This is a genomic window from Sphingobium aromaticiconvertens, assembly GCF_037154075.1.
GTDB classification, from domain to species: Bacteria; Pseudomonadota; Alphaproteobacteria; order Sphingomonadales; family Sphingomonadaceae; genus Sphingobium; species Sphingobium aromaticiconvertens.
In genome coordinates this window covers 3,407,740-3,424,373 of record NZ_JBANRJ010000001.1, presented here as the reverse complement: position 1 = coordinate 3,424,373, position 16,634 = coordinate 3,407,740, and the positions used below count along the sequence as shown (strand labels likewise).

Annotated in this window: 12 protein-coding genes and 1 pseudogene; 9 read left to right on the top strand and 4 right to left on the bottom strand. The window is 62.3% G+C overall.

Going from position 1 to position 16,634, the window contains the following annotated elements:
- Positions 1-14: 14 nt before the first annotated feature.
- Positions 15-1,118 carry an alpha/beta fold hydrolase gene (locus WFR25_RS16285; RefSeq protein WP_336972292.1) on the bottom strand — a complete coding sequence of 368 codons (1,104 nt, stop codon included), beginning with the start codon at positions 1,116-1,118 and terminating at the stop codon, positions 15-17.
- Here WFR25_RS16285 and phaR point away from each other — a divergent pair.
- The 4 genes from phaR (at position 1,117) to WFR25_RS16265 (ending at position 6,643) form a co-directional block, all read left to right on the top strand.
- A complete protein-coding gene (gene phaR / locus WFR25_RS16280) occupies positions 1,117-1,683 on the top strand; it encodes a polyhydroxyalkanoate synthesis repressor PhaR (protein WP_336972289.1) in 567 nt (188 codons plus the stop codon). The genes WFR25_RS16285 and phaR overlap by 2 nt on opposite strands.
- Positions 1,684-1,704: 21 nt before the next feature.
- Positions 1,705-2,052: a hypothetical protein gene (locus tag WFR25_RS16275; RefSeq protein WP_336972287.1), complete on the top strand. Its 348-nt coding sequence runs from the start codon at positions 1,705-1,707 to the stop codon at positions 2,050-2,052.
- A 94-nt stretch (positions 2,053-2,146) separates the two neighbouring features.
- A complete protein-coding gene (gene proS / locus WFR25_RS16270) occupies positions 2,147-3,673 on the top strand; it encodes a proline--tRNA ligase (RefSeq protein WP_336972285.1) in 1,527 nt (508 codons plus the stop codon).
- Positions 3,674-3,742: 69 nt separating this feature from the next.
- The gene (locus WFR25_RS16265; RefSeq protein ID WP_336972283.1) at positions 3,743-6,643 is read left to right on the top strand and encodes a M16 family metallopeptidase; all 2,901 of its coding nucleotides are present in this window, start codon (positions 3,743-3,745) and stop codon (positions 6,641-6,643) included.
- Between the two features lie 28 nt (positions 6,644-6,671).
- Here the strand turns inward: WFR25_RS16265 and WFR25_RS16260 are convergent, their stop codons facing one another.
- Positions 6,672-7,055 carry a TetR/AcrR family transcriptional regulator gene (locus tag WFR25_RS16260; RefSeq protein WP_336975052.1) on the bottom strand — a complete coding sequence of 128 codons (384 nt, stop codon included), beginning with the start codon at positions 7,053-7,055 and terminating at the stop codon, positions 6,672-6,674.
- A gap of 36 nt (positions 7,056-7,091) precedes the next feature.
- A pseudogene (locus WFR25_RS16255) lies at positions 7,092-7,259 on the bottom strand (TetR/AcrR family transcriptional regulator); the annotation flags it as partial.
- Positions 7,260-7,403: 144 nt separating this feature from the next.
- Here WFR25_RS16255 and WFR25_RS16250 point away from each other — a divergent pair.
- Genes WFR25_RS16250 through WFR25_RS16240 form a run of 3 tightly spaced genes read left to right on the top strand, consistent with a single transcriptional unit; the run spans position 7,404 to position 13,097 of the window.
- Positions 7,404-8,525, top strand: a complete 1,122-nt coding sequence (locus tag WFR25_RS16250; RefSeq protein ID WP_419723161.1) for an efflux RND transporter periplasmic adaptor subunit — start codon at positions 7,404-7,406, stop codon at positions 8,523-8,525.
- Positions 8,526-8,529: 4 nt separating this feature from the next.
- Positions 8,530-11,685 (top strand): efflux RND transporter permease subunit, encoded by a 3,156-nt coding sequence (locus WFR25_RS16245; protein WP_336972279.1) that lies wholly within the window; start codon positions 8,530-8,532, stop codon positions 11,683-11,685.
- Positions 11,686-11,690: 5 nt separating this feature from the next.
- Complete coding sequence (locus WFR25_RS16240) at positions 11,691-13,097, top strand: efflux transporter outer membrane subunit (protein WP_336972277.1); 1,407 nt, start codon at positions 11,691-11,693, stop codon at positions 13,095-13,097.
- Positions 13,098-13,099: 2 nt separating this feature from the next.
- Here the strand turns inward: WFR25_RS16240 and WFR25_RS16235 are convergent, their stop codons facing one another.
- Positions 13,100-14,719 carry an NAD(P)/FAD-dependent oxidoreductase gene (locus tag WFR25_RS16235; RefSeq protein ID WP_336972276.1) on the bottom strand — a complete coding sequence of 540 codons (1,620 nt, stop codon included), beginning with the start codon at positions 14,717-14,719 and terminating at the stop codon, positions 13,100-13,102.
- A gap of 240 nt (positions 14,720-14,959) precedes the next feature.
- Between WFR25_RS16235 and WFR25_RS16230 the strand changes: the two genes are divergently transcribed.
- The gene (locus WFR25_RS16230) at positions 14,960-16,204 is read left to right on the top strand and encodes an MFS transporter (RefSeq protein ID WP_336972275.1); all 1,245 of its coding nucleotides are present in this window, start codon (positions 14,960-14,962) and stop codon (positions 16,202-16,204) included.
- A 53-nt stretch (positions 16,205-16,257) separates the two neighbouring features.
- Entirely contained in the window at positions 16,258-16,596 is a 339-nt protein-coding gene (locus tag WFR25_RS16225) for a hypothetical protein (protein WP_336972274.1), read from the top strand.
- The last annotated feature ends 38 nt before the right edge of the window (positions 16,597-16,634 follow it).

The following is a 16,634-nucleotide window of genomic DNA, read 5'->3' as shown; positions in this document are numbered from 1 at the left end:
GCGGCCCTTTAGCATCATCCGCCAACACGCGAAAGCCAGTCGGACAGCGGATTCCAGACGTTTGCGCGCGCGTTGCTGCCGACGATCATGCCGACATGGCCGGTGGCGAGCGTGCGGGTGTCGGCCAGCGGCGGCGCGGCGGCAGCGGGCACGATGCGATCGGTTGAGGAGCAGATCGAAAAATTGGGGCAGGAGAGGGCTGCGAGATCGACGGCTGCGCCCGCAATCTGCCAGCGGCCTTCACCCGTATCGTTCCCGGTGTAGAAATCTTCGAACAATTGACGCGCGGCGGCAAAGGTCAGGGGGGGGCCTTCATTCGCCCAATCCTCGATCGCCATGAAGGCATGTTGTTGCGCCGAGCCGTCGGCCATGTCTGCAAAGGCAGCATATTTGCGGATCGTGCGGTCGGGATCGAGTGACCAGAAGCCCGATTGCAGCACCTCCATCGGCGCATAGCCCAGTCGCTGGCACATCGGTTTTGCACCGCGCCAGAGGGAGGCGACCTGTTGCTGGTCGGCCTGCGGAAAACCGCTGAACTGCCAGGGCGCAGCGATGGTCGCGATTGCCTGTACGCCCGCTGCCTTTGCCGCACCCAGCGCCAGCGTGCCACCAAGACAATAGCCGACCAGGATCGGCGGGCGCGAGAGTGTGGCAAGGAGAGGGAGGAGTCGGTCGGTGACATGGCCGGTCAGGTCAAGGCCATGGTCGGCAGCGGTCGGTGTGCCCCAGTCGATCAGGAAGGCGTCATGTCCCGCCGCCGCCATATGGCGCACCATCGAGCGGTCCGCCGATATGTCCAGCACGCGCGGCGGATTGATGAGTGAGGGGATGAAGACCACGGGCGCGCGATCATCGTTCGTGCTGGCGTCATCCGTGCCGGCGCGCAGCATTTTTGCAGATCCCGCCGCAGCAAAGGCGGGCAAAGCAGGCGGTGGTGATGGGCGAATGGCCGACTGATAGCGGCGCAAGCCAAGGAAGGCGCGGCGTCTCAAATCGGGATCGCCCTCTGTCTGGCGCCATAAAAGGTCCAGAAACAGCGGCAATGGGCGGGGGCCATGTTGCGGTGCGGCAACGCCTTGTGCTAATGCAACATTCTCAGGGATGGGAGGAGCTTTCATGGCAAAGTCGAAACCGGCGAACGAGTCGGAACCTGTGGTCATCAAGAAGTACGCCAATCGACGTCTCTACAATACCGAAACCTCCAGCTACATCACGCTGGACCTGTTGTCGCAGATGACGCGCGAGGGGCGCGAGTTCGTGGTCGTCGATGCCAAGAGTGGTGATGACATCACCCATAATGTCCTGACCCAGATCATCATGGAAGAGGAGCAGCGCGGCAAGAACATGCTGCCCGTCAACTTCCTGCGGCAGTTGATTTCCATGTATGGCGATTCGATGCAGTCGATGGTGCCGCAATATCTGGAAGCGTCGATGGATGCATTCCGCAAGAACCAGCTGCAGTTCCAGCAGGCGATGCAGGGTGCCTTTGGCGGTGGTCCGCTGGCCGAGATCGCCAAGCGCAACATGCAGATGTTCGAGGCCGCGACCAGCGCCTTCAAGGGCGGCGTTCCGGGTGTCCCCGGTACGAGCGCCCCGGCTGAAGAGAGCGACAAGGATGACGAGATCGCGGAACTGAAGGCGCAACTGGCGGCGATGAACGCGAAAATCGACAAGCTGGGCTGAACGGGGCGTCAGGGCGATTTCATGGCAAAGGCAGATCGCCTTGAAAGACTGGACGTCCATCGTGAGGAGCTGGAAAGCGACTATAGGGCCGCGCTGATCGCGGCCCTTCAAGCAACGGCTGCCGGGGCGTGGGGCCTGTTCGATCATAACAAGGATAAGGCGGCGCGGGCGAAGATTGCTCCCGTGGTGGCCAGCCTCTGCGACATGGCCGAGGATATAGACGACATGCGCGCGCAACTGGGGCTGGAACCGTTCGCGCTGCATCAAGGCTTCATGGCGGCGCGGGGACCGGTCCCGTCAAGCGCCGTAGGAGAGCCGAAGCAGGCGCGGGCCTGGCTCGACAGGCTGGGCGTGCCTACGGGCGGCTGACTTCCATGGCCATTGGGGAGGGGTCGACAGCGGCACCGCGCATCGCCTATGGCGCGGTCCATAGTCTCCTTTCAGTGCAAGGCCCGTCGATCCCGTGAAACATGCCCTTTCCGTTACCCGCGAGCAGGATTTTTCCGCCTGGTATCAGGCCGTCGTTTCGGAGGCCGACATGGCCGAGGAAAGTGGCGTGCGTGGATGCATGGTCATCCGTCCATGGGGCTATGGCATCTGGGAGCGGATACAGAAGCTGCTGGACGACCGGATCAAGGCGACAGGCCACGAGAATTGCTATTTCCCGCTGTTCATCCCGCTTTCCTATTTCGAGAAAGAGGCCGAGCATGTCGATGGCTTCGCCAAGGAAATGGCGGTCGTCACCCATCACCGGCTGATCCAGAAGGACGGGAAGCTGGTCCCCGATCCCGAAGCGAAGCTGGAGGAGCCGCTGGTGGTGCGCCCCACATCGGAGACGGTGATCGGCGCGGCTTTCTCTCGCTGGGTTCAATCGTGGCGCGATCTGCCCGTGCTCATCAACCAGTGGGCCAATGTCGTGCGCTGGGAGATGCGGACCCGCATGTTCCTGCGCACCAGCGAATTTCTGTGGCAGGAGGGGCATACCGCCCATGCGACCGTGCCTGAGGCGCTGGAAGAAACGATGAAGATGCTGGAAGTCTATCGCAGCTTTGCCGAGGAATGCATCGCGCTGCCCGTGGTTGCGGGCGAAAAGCCTGAGAATGAGCGTTTTCCCGGCGCCGTCGCGACCTACTCGATCGAGGCGATGATGCAGGATGGCAAGGCGTTGCAGGCTGGCACCTCGCACTTTCTGGGCACGACCTTTTCCGCGGCGCAGAATATCAAGTTCCAGAACGCCGAAGGGCAACAGGAACTGGCGCAGACGACGAGTTGGGGCATGTCCACGCGGATGATCGGTGGCCTCATCATGGTGCATGGCGATGATGACGGTCTGCGCGTGCCGCCACGCGTTGCACCCTATCAGGTGGTGGTGGTGCCGATGCTGCGCGATACAGAGGAAGACGCTGCGATCCTGGACTATTGCAGCGCGATCGTGGCTGACCTCAACAGGCTGGACGTGTTCCGTGAGCCAGTGCGCGCGCTGCTGGATCGTCGTCCGGCCAAGGCGGCGACCAAGCGCTGGGGCTGGGTCAAGAAGGGCGCGCCGATCGTGATCGAGGTTGGCGGCCGTGATCTGGCGGCGAGCAATGTGTCGGTCATCCGCCGCGATCATCTGTATCGGGAAGATGGCAAGCTGAATAGCGCTGGCGTTGCGCGAGGCGATTTCGTCGCGGGCGCAACGGCGATGCTGGAGGAAATCCAGCAAACGCTGTTCGATCAGGCCTCTGCGCGGCTGCATACCAACATCAATCGCGACGTGGCGACTCTGGATGCGCTCAAGGCCTATTTCGATGCAAGTGCGCGGCCGGGCTGGGCCGAGGTGCAGTGGGCGAAGCCGACCGGCGAAGCGCTGGACAAGGTGATCGCGTGGCTGAAGGGCGAGAAGCTGACGCTGCGGAATGTGCCGATGGACGCGATTGCTGCGGACGGCACATGCATCTTTACCGGCGACAAGGCGGTGGAGCGGGTGTTGGTCGGGCGCTCCTATTGATCGTGCGTCGGGGTCATTGCCCCGATTGTCAGTAGCCATTCAGGAAAATCGCTCTAGGCTGCACAGTCTATGAGCCTTTCCTTTCGGCGCACCGCCGCTTCGCTGTCTGTCCTTTCGCTGATGCTTTCGGGGCTTGCCGTCCCGGCGCAGGCGCAGGCCCCCCTTGCAACGCAGACCGACACCCCGGTCAAACAGGGGTCGGCCAAGGCGCAGGCGCGGCCGTGGCTATATGAAAATAGTGACGTGCCGATTGATCCGGCATGGCGGTTCGGCACATTGCCCAACGGACTTCGCTATGCCGTGCGGCGCAATGGCGTGCCGCCGGGGCAGGTCAGTATCCGCCTGCGGGTCGATGTCGGGTCGCTGATGGAAAAGCCCGATGAATTGGGTTTCGCCCATTTCATGGAGCATCTGACGATGCGCGGTTCCAAACATGTGCCCGATGGCGAATCCAAGCGGATCTGGCAGCGGCTGGGCGTGACCTTCGGCAGTGACAGCAACGCGCAGACGACACCGACCGGCACGACTTATGCGCTCGATCTGCCACAGGCGACCCCGGCGGGGCTGGGTGAGAGCATGAAAATCCTGTCGGGCATGATGACCGAGCCGAACATCGTCGACAGTGCGGTGGCCGCCGAGCGGGCGGTGGTGCTGGCCGAGATGCGCGAAGCCTATGGGCCGCAGATGCGGCTTTCGGATGCCAGCCGCCTGCATTTCTTTGCCGGGCAACCGCTGGCGGATCACGCACCGATCGGCACGGTGAAGACACTGACCGGCGCGACCGCTGCAAGCGCGGAGGCCTTTCATCAGCGCTGGTATCGCCCAGAAAATGCGGTGATCTCCATCGCTGGCGATATTGACCCGGTGGTGGCGGAGCAGTTGATCAAGGATCATTTTTCGGCCTGGACCGTGCCGGGGCAGGGGGCGACGCAGCCCGATTTCGGTGAGCCGGACGCCAAGAGGCCCGCGACAAAGGTGCTGGTGGAAGCGGGGGTGCCAACCGGGATCACCATGGCCTTCCTGCGGCCATGGAAGCCGCGTGCGGACACGATTGTCTATAATCAGGACAAGCTGACCGACATGCTGGCGCTGCAGATCATCAACCGCAGGCTGGAGCAGGCGGCGCGTGGTGGGGGCAGTTTTTTGCAGGCGAGCGCGGATCAGCAGGATGTCAGCCGCTCTGTCGACGGCACCTTCATCACCATCGTTCCGGTGGCGGATAATTGGGAAAAGGCGCTGGCCGACGTTCGCGCGATTATCGAGGATGCGAAGGCGACTCCGCCGAGCAAGGAAGAGATTGACCGCGAATATGCCCAGTTCGACACGGCGCTGGCGGTGCAGGTTGAAAATTACGATACCGAGGCGGGCGCCAAGCAGGCGAGCGATCTGGTGAGCGCGGTCGATATTCGCGAAACCACGGTCAGCCCGCAGGCGGCGCTTGATATCTTCCGGTCGGGTAAGCCGATGATGACGCCGCAGAAGATGCTGGAATCCACCCAGCGGCTCTTTTCGGCGGGGGTATTCCGCGCGTTGCTGATGATGGGCAAGGCGCAGCCGGGGGCCGAGCAGAAGCTGGCGGCGGCGCTGGCCGAACCGGTCGCGGCGGCGAAAAATGCACGGCTTGCCAATGGCACGGTGACGATGGACGACCTGCCCAAGCTGGGTGCGCCGGGCACGGTCGTGTCGCGCACGCCGGTCGGTTTGCAGGGCATGGAGACCGTGACCTTCTCCAACGGCGTCAAGCTGACGCTGTTCGCCAATGATGCCGAAACGGAGAAGGTGCGGATCAATGTGCGCTTTGGACATGGCCAACTGGACCTGTCGCCGACCAAGCCGGTGCCCAGTTGGGCGGCGGACTATGCGCTGGTGGCGAGCGGGATTGGCAAGCTGGGGCAGCGCGAACTGGACGACCTGACCAATGGTCGCCGCATGGGCTTCGATTTCTCGGTCGATGACGATGCGTTCGAGATGGCGGCGGTGACGCGGCCTGCGGACTATAAGGATCAACTCAAGCTGTTCGCGACCAAGCTGGCCCAGCCCGGCTGGGATCCCGCGCCGATTGCACGGGTGAAAGCGGGGGCCATATTGGCCTATGACGCCATGTCGCGCTCACCTGACGCGGTGTTGGGTCGCGACCTCAACTGGCTTCTGCACAGCAAGGACGTGCGCTATCGCACGCCATCGCGGCAGGAGATTGAGGCGCTGACGCCGCAGGCCTTCCGCGCGACATGGGAGCCGATCCTGGCATCCGGGCCGATCGAGGTGCAGATTTTCGGGCAGGTGAAGGCCGATGACGCCATCCAGGCGGTGGCTGCGACCTTTGGCGCGCTACCTGCGCGGGCGGACAAGCCTGTCCCGGCCGCGAATAAGGTTTCGCGCTTTCCGGCGCATGTCGAAGTGCCTGTAGTGCTGCGGCACAAGGGCGACAAGGAGCAGGCGGGCGCCGTCATGGCATGGCCGACGGCGGGCGGCTTTGCCATGACCCGCGAGGCGCGGCAGTTGGAAATCCTGACGCAGATTTTCAACGATCGGCTGTTCGACAAGCTGCGCTCCGCCGAAGGGGCAGCCTATTCGCCCAGTGTTCAGAATAACTGGCCTTTCTCGTTCGACAGTGGCGGTTACATATTGGTGTCAAGCCAGGTGAAGCCGGAAAAGGTCAATTATTTCTATGGTATCGTCAAAGATACCGCTGCGGACCTGGTGGCCAAGCCTGTCTCCGATGATGAATTGCAGCGGGCCGTCGCGCCGATGCGCCAGATGCTGGCGCGGGCCAGCACAGGCAATGTCTTCTGGATGAATCAGATGGAGGGCGCGACCCGCGATCCCCGTTATGTCGAGGCGATGCGAACCATGGCGGCGGACCTGTTGAGCGTTACCCCGGCCAATGTACAGGCGCTGGCCGGGAAATATCTGGTGCCGGGCAAAAGCTGGTCGGCGGTCGTGCTGCCCGAGGGCGTGACAGCGAAATGAGGGGCGGGTAGAGAATGGAGGTATTGCCTTAACCGGCTGCCTTCAGCCCCGCTACGATTAGACGAGCCGTCCAGATGGCGGTCATTTCTGCGCTTAACCGGGGCATGGAAAGACTGCGATGGCCAAGGCCGAACATGCAGGCCATGATCATCTCCTCAGCGGCGTCGAGCGCGTCGCCCGACAGTCGCGGGTTGGCGACGCAGGCCAATTCGCGCAGCACCTCGCGATAGCGCAGGCACATGTTCGTGATCGTCGCTCCCACCGACGCATTGCGAAACGCTTCGGCCAATATGTCGAAGGACAAAGCCTCTTCCTTCGAATCGAACACCATGAGCGTCATCAGTTCGAAGGTCCGTTCGATGCTGAGGTCGCCGGCCTTTAGCTGTTCGCAAAGGCTGGTCAATTCAGTCATGCGTTCGGCTGAATCTGCCTCCACAATGGCGGAAATAATGTCTTCCTTGCCCTTGAAAAGCCGATATATCTGGCCAACGGAAACTTTTGCCGCGCTTGCGAGTTCGGCGATGGGGGTTTGATGGAACCCCTGATTTGCGAACAGGGAGCGAGCAGCCAGCAATATGCGTTCTCGGCTTCCCAATTCATGCTGCACCGCAACCATTTTTCCTGTCCACTCCATTTTCTTCTTGAACTCGCAGTTGCACAATCCTAATTGCAGGGCAAGCGGAATGAACATTCATTCCGGTGCTTGCGCCTGCAAATAAGAAAAATAGGAATCTTTATGCGACCCTTCAGCCGCCTGGGCATGATGATATGTGTTTCGTCCCTGGCGCTTGCCGCCTGCGGTGAAAAGGAACAGCCTGCGCCTCCGCCGCCCGCCGTGGGTGTGGTGGCGATGAAGGTCGAGGCAGCGCCGTTGTTGAATGAGCTTCCTGGCCGGATTTCTGCCGTGGAAACGTCGGAAGTGCGCCCGCAGATCAGTGGCGTGATCCGTCGCCGCCTGTTCACGGAGGGCAGCATGGTGCGCGCCGGGCAGGTGCTATACGAGATTGAGGACGCGCCCTATCGGGCTGCGCTGGCGCAGGCGCAGGGCAGTCTGGCCAATGCGCAGGCAACGATCAACGCGACTGCGCTGCAGGCCCAGCGATATAAGGAATTGGTCGGCATCAACGCGGTCAGCAAGCAGGAGGCTGACAACGCCAATGCATCTGCCATGCAGGCGCGCGGAAATGTTGCGGCGCAGCGTGCGGCGGTGCAGGCGGCCCAGGTCAATCAGGGGTTTACCCGCATTCGCGCGCCTATTTCCGGTCGGATCGGGCGATCGCTCTATACGCCTGGCGCGCTGGTGCAGGCTGGGCAGGCGGACGCGCTGTCAACCATTCAGCGGACCGATCAGGTCTTTGTGGATCTGACGCAGTCGGCGGCGCAGTTGCTGGACCTGAAGGAAGCGATGCGGAGCGGTGGCGTGACCGAAGCGGAGGGTGCGCGCGTCAAGCTGCTGCTGCCCAATGGCAAGGCCTATCCGATCGAAGGGCGGTTGCAATTTTCCGAGGTGTCGGTTGATCCGACGTCGGGCGCGGTCACGCTGCGCGCGATCTTCCCCAATCCCGACGGGTTGCTTTTGCCGGGCATGTATGCGCGCGCGCAACTAGTCGAAGGACAGCGGACTCAGGCGATCCTGGCGCCGCAGCAGGGCATCACACGTGATGCACGCGGTCGTGCGACGGCGATGGTCGTTGGCGCCCAGAACAAGGTTGAAGTGCGGACCGTAGAGATTGATCGCGCGATTGGCGACAAGTGGATCGTGACGAGCGGACTGAAGGCTGGCGATCAGTTGATCGTGGAAGGACTGCTCAATCTGCGTCCAGGAACGGTCGTGAAGCCAGGCAAGCCGCAACAGATTACGGTCGCGACGGGCGGGAACTGACAGCATGGCACGGTATTTCATTGATCGACCCATCTTTGCATGGGTCATCGCGGTCGTCATCATGCTGGCGGGTCTTCTGGCTATCCGCTCGCTCCCGGTCGCCCAATTTCCTGAGATTGCGCCGCCTTCGGTGACGATCTCCACCACCTATCCGGGCGCGAACGCGGAGACGCTGGAAAGCACCACCACGCAGATCATTGAGCAGCAGCTCAAGGGCATCGACAATCTGCGCTATTTCTCCTCGACCAGCGACAGCGCAGGCAATCTGTCGATCAATCTGACCTTTGAGCAGGGGACCGACGCCGACATCGCACAGGTGCAGGTGCAGAATAAGCTGGCCCAGGCGACGCCGCTGTTGCCGCAGGAAGTGCAGCAGCAGGGTCTGCGCGTCACCAAGTCGACCTCCAGCTTCCTGATGATCATGGCCCTCTATGCTGACGATGGTATCCATGATCAGCAGGATGCAGGCGATTTCGTTGCTGCGACGCTTCAGGACCCATTGAGCCGCGTGCCGGGTGTTGGCGATACGCAGTTGCTCGGCGCCCAATATGCGATGCGGATCTGGCTTGACCCCTATAAGATGGCGACGCTGGCGGTCACCACCGGAGACGTCAAGGCGGCGATTGTTGCCCAAAATGCGCAGGTTTCGGCCGGCCAGATCGGTGGCGCTCCGTCACCTGAGGGGCAGGCGCTTAACGCCACGGTGACGGCACAGTCGCGCCTTCGCACGCCCGAGCAGTTCCAGCAGATATTGCTGCGTTCGAACAGCGACGGGTCCGTGGTACGTCTGTCTGACGTTGCCCGGGTCGAACTGGGCTCGGAAAATTACAGCTTCAGCGCCAAGTTCAACGGCCATCCAGCCGCAGGTTTCGGCATCAAGCTGGCGCCGGGCGCGAATGCACTCGACACCGTGGAATCCGTAAAGGCGCAGATAAACACGCTGTCCAAGAACTTCCCGGTCTGGGTGAAATATGATTTCCCCGTCGACAATTCGACTTTTGTGCGGCTGTCGGTTGAGCAGGTGATCCACACGCTGGTCGAAGCCGTGCTGCTGGTCTTTGTCGTGATGTTCTTGTTCCTCCAGAACTGGCGCGCGACGTTGATTCCGACCATCGCTGTCCCGGTTGTGTTGCTGGGGTCGCTAGCGGTGCTTTACGCGGCGGGTTTCACCATCAACACGTTGACCCTGTTCGGCATGGTGCTGGCGATCGGCCTGTTGGTCGATGACGCGATCGTCGTGGTCGAAAATGTGGAGCGATTGATTCAGGATGAGGGGCTTAGCCCCAAGGAGGCGGCCCGCAAGTCGATGGACGAAATCAGTGGCGCGCTGATCGGTATCGGCCTGGTTCTGTCCGCCGTGTTCCTGCCTATGGCCTTCTTTGGTGGGTCGACCGGCGTTATCTTCCGTCAGTTCTCGATTACCATCGTCTCTTCCATGATACTTTCCGTGCTGGTGGCGTTGATCCTGACGCCTGCTCTGTGCGCCACCATTCTCAAACCCGCAAAGCACGACCATGCGACGCAAAAAGGTTTTTTCGGCTGGTTCAACCGCACCTTCGACAAGAATGTCGTGCGGTATGGCAGCAGCGTGGAAAAGATTGAGCGGCGCTGGGGGCGGACGATGCTGCTCTATGGCCTGATTGTCGTCGGCATGGCGTTCATCTTCCTCCGTCTGCCCAGCGGCTTCCTGCCCGAAGAGGATCAGGGTAGTCTGATTAACCAGGTATCGCTGCCTGCTGGTTCGACGATCGATGAGACGGAGCGGACGCTTGCCAAGGTGCGCGAACATTATCTCGTCGATGAGAAAGCCAATGTTCGTGCCGTCTTCACCATCGCCGGCTTTGGCTTTGTGGGGCAGGGGCAGAATGTCGGTCTCGCCTTTGCCAAAATGCGGGACTGGTCGGAACGGAAGGGCACGGAGAATAGCGTGTCGGCCGTCGCCCAACGGGCCAATGCTGCCTTCCAGAAAATTTCGGCGGGTATGGCGATCGCGTTCGTGCCGCCTGCGGTGCAGGAATTGGGCAACGCCTCCGGTTTTGACTTCCAGTTGCAGGATCTGGGCGGTCTGGGCCATGATGGCCTGCTCGCCGCGCGGAACCAGTTGCTGGGCATGGCGATGGCCGACAAGCGTCTGGCGCAAGTGCGGCCCAATGGCCTGGAGGACACAAGCCAGTTGAAGCTGACTGTCGATCAGGCGGCTGCGGGTGCTCTTGGTATCTCCCAATCGGACATCAACGACACGCTCAGCACCGCGCTTGGCAGTTCCTATGTCAACGACTTCATTGATCGCGATCGCGTGAAGCGTGTGTTCGTGCAGGCTGATGCGCCTTTCCGCACCACGCCTGAATCGATCGGCGCGCTGCATGTCCGGGGTAAGAGCGGTGTCATGGCGCCTCTCTCCTCCTTCTCCACCACGGAATGGGTGAAGGGACCAGCGAAACTGGAGCGCTTCAATGGCGTTCCGTCGATGCAGATCATGGGCGCTCCCGCGCCCGGTGTCAGCAGCGGTACGGCGATGAAGGCGATGGAGGAGCATGCGGCGAAGCTGCCGGCTGGCGTGGGCTTCTCATGGAACGGTATTTCCTATGAAGAGCGCACCTCTGGCGGACAGGCGCCCGCGCTCTACGCGCTGTCGACGCTGATTGTGTTCCTGTGCCTTGCGGCCCTGTACGAAAGCTGGTCGGTGCCGATCGCGGTGATGCTGGTCGTACCGCTGGGCGTTTTGGGTGCGGTGATTGCTGCGGGTATCGTCGGTCTCAACAACGACATTTACCTTCAGGTGGGCCTTATCACCACAATCGGTGTGTCGGCAAAGAACGCGATCCTGATCGTGGAGTTCGCCGAGGAGAAGATGCGAGAGGGTATGGCGCCTGCTCAGGCAGCGCTGGAAGCGGGCAAGCTACGCCTGCGTCCGATCCTGATGACCAGCTTCGCCTTCATCTTTGGCGTGTTGCCGCTGGCGCTGTCCACTGGCGCGGGTGCAGGCGGTCAGAATGCGATTGGTTGGGCTGTGGTTGGCGGCATGTTGTCGGCAACGGTGCTGGCGATCTTCTTCGTCCCTGTCTTCTTCACGGTGGTGAAGCGGTTGTTCCGCGAACACCATGGGGAACAGACGAAGCAGGATGATGTCGCGCCCAACGCCCGGCCGCAGGAAGGTTGAACGTAATGAATGTGTATCGCACCGCCAGCGCCCTGGCACTGGGTCTGGCCTTGGCCGCCTGCAATATGGCGCCCAAATATGTCCGCCCTGATCTGCCTGTGCCTGCCGCCAGTCCAACCGGGCCGGCCTATGATAGCGGGTCAGCCGATGCGGCGGCTATTGTGCCTGCCGACACGGCCTGGCGAGACTTTTTCACCGATGCGCGGTTGGCACGGGTGATAGAGACGACGCTGGCCAATAATCGCGACCTGCGGATCGCTTTGGCCAATGTCGAGCAGGCGCGGGCGCAATATAAGGTGCAGCGTGCCGACCTGTTGCCCGCCGTGGCCGCCAGCGGTGGCGCGACCTATCAGGATTCGCCCTTTTCGCTGGCGGGTTCAGGTCGCACCGACATTTATCAAGCGCAGGTCGGCATCTCCGCTTGGGAAATCGACCTGTTCGGTCGGGTGCGAAACCTGACCACTGCGGCGCAGGAGCAATATTTCGCGAGCGTCGAAACCCGCAATGCCGCGCAGACTGCGCTGATTGCCGAGGTCGCGAGTGCTTGGCTGACGATGGCGGCGGATCAGGAACGGTTGCGCATATCGCGCGATCTGGAAAAGACGTTCGGCCAGACGCTATCGTTGACACGCGCGCGCTTTGACAAGGGTATCGCATCGGAACTGGAAGTGCGGCAGGCACAGACCAGCTACGACAGCGCGCGATCAGACATTGCGCAGGCGACAACGCTGGTGGCGCAGGACCAGAATGCGCTGAACCTTCTGGCCGGAACGACGGTTGCCGTTGCGGATTTGCCAGAGGCCATGCCGGAGGACAGCGCGACAATCGAAAATCTGCCCGCCAACATCTCTTCTGACGTTTTGCTACGCCGTCCCGATATTGCATCGGCGGAGCATCAGTTGCGTAGCGCGAATGCCAATATCGGGGCGGCGCGGGCGGCCTTTTTCCCCAATATCTCGCTGACCGCCGCGTTCGGAACGCTCAGCATGGGTCTGTCCAACCTGTTCACGTCGGCGAGCGAGACCTGGTCGGTCGCGCCGTCGGCGACGTTGCCGATCTTCGATTTCGGCAAGAATGTGGGCAATTTGCGCTATGCACGGGCGACTTATGACGCGATGCTGGCGACCTATGAAAAGAGCGTGCAGACCGGCTTCCGCGAGGTTGCCGATGCGCTGGCGCGGCGTGGCACGATGACCCAGCAGATCGAGGCGCAGACCTCACTCGCGGAGTCTTCGCGTGTCGCCTATCGCCTGTCGGAAGCGCGGTTCCGGGCAGGTATCGATCCGTTCCTGACGACGCTGGATTCGCAGCGGGCGCTCTACACCGCCGAACAGAGTCTGCTCGCCACACGACTGGTGCGCGCGACCAACATGGTCGAACTGTATCGGGCGATGGGCGGCGGGCTTAAATAGGGTTAGCCAAGCATGTCGAGGGCGACGGCCTCAGCAACCTTGATGCCGTCCACCCCCGCCGACAATATGCCACCCGCATAGCCCGCGCCTTCCCCGGCGGGGAACAGGCCGCGGGTGTTGAGGCTGTGGAAATCCTTGCCCCTGCCGATGCGGACTGGGGCGGATGTGCGGGTTTCGACGCCCGTCATCATCGCGTCGGGATGGTCGTAATGGGCGATCTGGCGGCCAAAGGCGGGCAGGGCTTCGCGCATCGCGGCGACGACGAAATCAGGCAGGACTTGCGCCAGATCAGTCGGCGTGACGCCGGGCTTGTAGGAGGGCGTGACCTCTCCGAACGCGGTTGAGGGACGTCCGGCAAGGAAATCGCCAACCCGCTGCCCTGGCGCATGATAGTTGGAACCGCCCGCGATGAAGGCGGCTTCCTCCAGCCGCCGTTGCAGGTCGATGCCGGCAAGCGGATGGCCCGGATAGTCGCGCTCCGGGTCGATGCCGACGACCAGCCCTGAATTGGCGTTGAATTCGGCGCGGCTATATTGGCTCATACCGTTGGTGACGACGCGTCCTTCCTCCGACGTGGCGGCGACGACGCGGCCGCCGGGACACATGCAGAAGCTGTAGACGGTGCGGCCATTGGCGCAGTGGTGCGACAGGCTGTAGGCCGCCGCGCCCAGATCCGGATGGCCAGCGCAGGTGCCGAAGCGCGCGCGATCGACCCAGCTTTGCGGATGCTCAATCCGCACGCCGATGGAGAAGGGCTTGGCCTCCATATCAACGCCACGATCATAGAGCGTCTGGAACGTATCGCGGGCGCTATGGCCGACAGCCAGCACCACATGGGTCGCCTCCAGATAGTCGCCGGTCTGGAAATGCAAGCCGCGAATGGAGCGGGTGCCGTCGGCGGCGATCTCTATGTCGAAATCCTCGACGCGGTGCTGCCAGCGATATTCGCCACCTAGTTTCTCGATCGTGCGGCGCATGGATTCGACCATGGTGACAAGGCGAAAGGTACCGATATGCGGATGCGCTTCGGTCAGGATTTCCGGCGGCGCGCCTGCCTTCACGAACTCGATCAGCACCTTGCGACCAAGGAAACGGGGATCCTTGATTTGGCTGTAGAGCTTGCCATCCGAAAAAGTGCCCGCGCCGCCCTCGCCGAACTGGACGTTGGATTCCGGATCGAGAACTGCATGGCGCCACAGGCCCCATGTGTCCTTCGTTCGTTCGCGCACCACCTTGCCGCGGTCGACGATGATCGGGCGCAGGCCCATCTGCGCGAGGATGAGACCGGCGAAAAGGCCGCAGGGACCAGCACCGATCACGACAGGGCGGGGACCGGGCAGGGTGGCGGGGGCCGTGGCGACGAAGCGATATTCGGTGTCGGGCGTCGGTCGGATATGCGGCCCATCGCCCAGACGCGCCAATATCCCAGCCTCGTCCCGTACCTCTACATCGACCGAATAGACCATCAGGATCGCCGCCTTGCGCCGTGCGTCATTGGCGCGACGGGCGATGGTGAGCGACAGCAGATCATCGGCGATGATGCCGAGGCGATCAAGGACGGCGGCTTTCAAAGCCTCGGGCGGATGGTCGAGCGGCAGCTTGATTTCGGACAGGCGAAGCATGGGCCAAGCGTTTAGGCCAGAATAGCGGGCGGCGCTATCCCCGTGCTTCGGTTCACAAGTTGCTGGGCGAATGTCCACTAAAGCTTTTACGTCCACATTTGCGGGCCTGTACGCGCTAAGGATGCCGCCCCGGCGATGTTGCATGTTGCGGAGCCGGAGGCGGCCTGTCCCTCTCTTCCCCCCAGCGCTCATTTGGCTAAGGCTTCAGAAGAAAGCTGCGTGAGAACAAAGGGGACGGGGATGGAGCCGATCGAGGAACGCACCGCGGGCATGGAATGGCGGCGGTACGGGATGGTGCCGATTGCCGCCGCGCTGGGCTATGCGACCAGCGTCATTCATATCTATGGCCTTGGCCCCTATATCGAACCGATCAGCCAGTCCTTCGGTTGGTCGCGGACGCAGACCACGATCGGCCTGACCATCGCGACGCTGGTGCAGGCGGTCTTCAGCATTCCCGTCGGCCTGGCTGTCGATCGTTGGGGACCACGGCGGTTCGCCCTGATCGGTGTTCTGCTGACGCTTGGCGGCTTTGCGATGCTGGGAACAGCGTCGGGCGACCAGATGCAATGGTATGGACTGTGGGGCCTGCTGGCGCTTGCCACCCTGCCGGTGCAGGCGACGGTGTGGACCAGCGCCGTCGCGACCCGGTTCGAAGCGTCACGGGGATTGGCCTTTGCCATCACCCTGTGCGGGGCGTCAGTCGCTGCGGCATTTTTTCCGCTGCTGGGTAGCTGGCTGATCGGCAAACATGGCTGGCAGACGGCGGCGGTCATTCAGGCGGGAATATGGGGCGTGATCGCGTTCCCGACGATATTCCTGTTTTTTCGGGGCGCCCATGACCGGAACGGCAAGATCGCAGCCGTCAGCCGGGCGGAAAGGCCCGCACTGGCCGGGGCGTCCATCGGCGAGGGACTGGTGTCATCCGTCTATGCCCGGCTATTGCTGGCCAGCCTTCTCTTCACCTTCACCATCATCGCGCTGGTGGTGCATTTCGTGCCCATCCTGACCTACCGGGGTGCCGATCCCCTGAAGGCTGCGGGTATCGCAGCGCTGGTTGGTCTCTTTTCGATTGCCGGACGATTGGGCACGGGGTTGCTGCTCGACCGATTGCGCGGGTCGCTGGTGGGGGCCACGGTGTTTCTGTTGCCCGCGATCGGTTGCGCGTGCCTGCTGATGGCGGGGGACAGCTTGGCGGGGCAGGTGGTCGCGGCCGCGTTGATCGGGCTGACGATGGGGGCTGAGGTGGACGTGATCGTGTATCTGACGACCCAGCATTTCGGCCTCAAATCCTTTGGCGCCCTCTATGGGGGGCTTCTTTCCGCCCTGTCGATCGGCACGGCGACCGGGCCATTGGCCGCGTCCGCCGTCTTTGATCTATTCGGCGGCTATGAGCCATTCCTGTGGCTGACGATTGGTTTCATGATCTTGAGCGGCCTGGCGCTGGCCACCCTGCCGCGCCCGGCCTATGCGCGATCGCGGGGATAGGCCGAACGAAACCGCTGACATCGGGAGGGTTACAAAAAGGCGGCCGCATGATAATGGCGATCACCATGCGCAAGCTATTGCCCATCTTCGCGTGCCTGATGCTCGTCCTGATCGCCTGGTCGGGTACGGCCTATGCTGCCGAATTGGGGAATTGCTGCGCAACGACTCAGATTGAGGCATCCTCGCACAGCGAGGGTGCTCAGGTTCCGGCCGATGATGACAAGGGCTATCCGCATCATCATGCCGGATGCCATGGGCATCATGTCGGCACCGCTGCGACCGAAAAGATAATATCCCAACCGCTTCCAGGCGCCGCTCCCTTTGGCGCCGGCCGGTCCTATGCTTTGGCGGCGCATCATTCCGGACCGGCGCTTCGTCCTCCACAGGCCTGACGTAAGGATTGGTGCGCCAGCGCGCGCCTTCGTCCCAA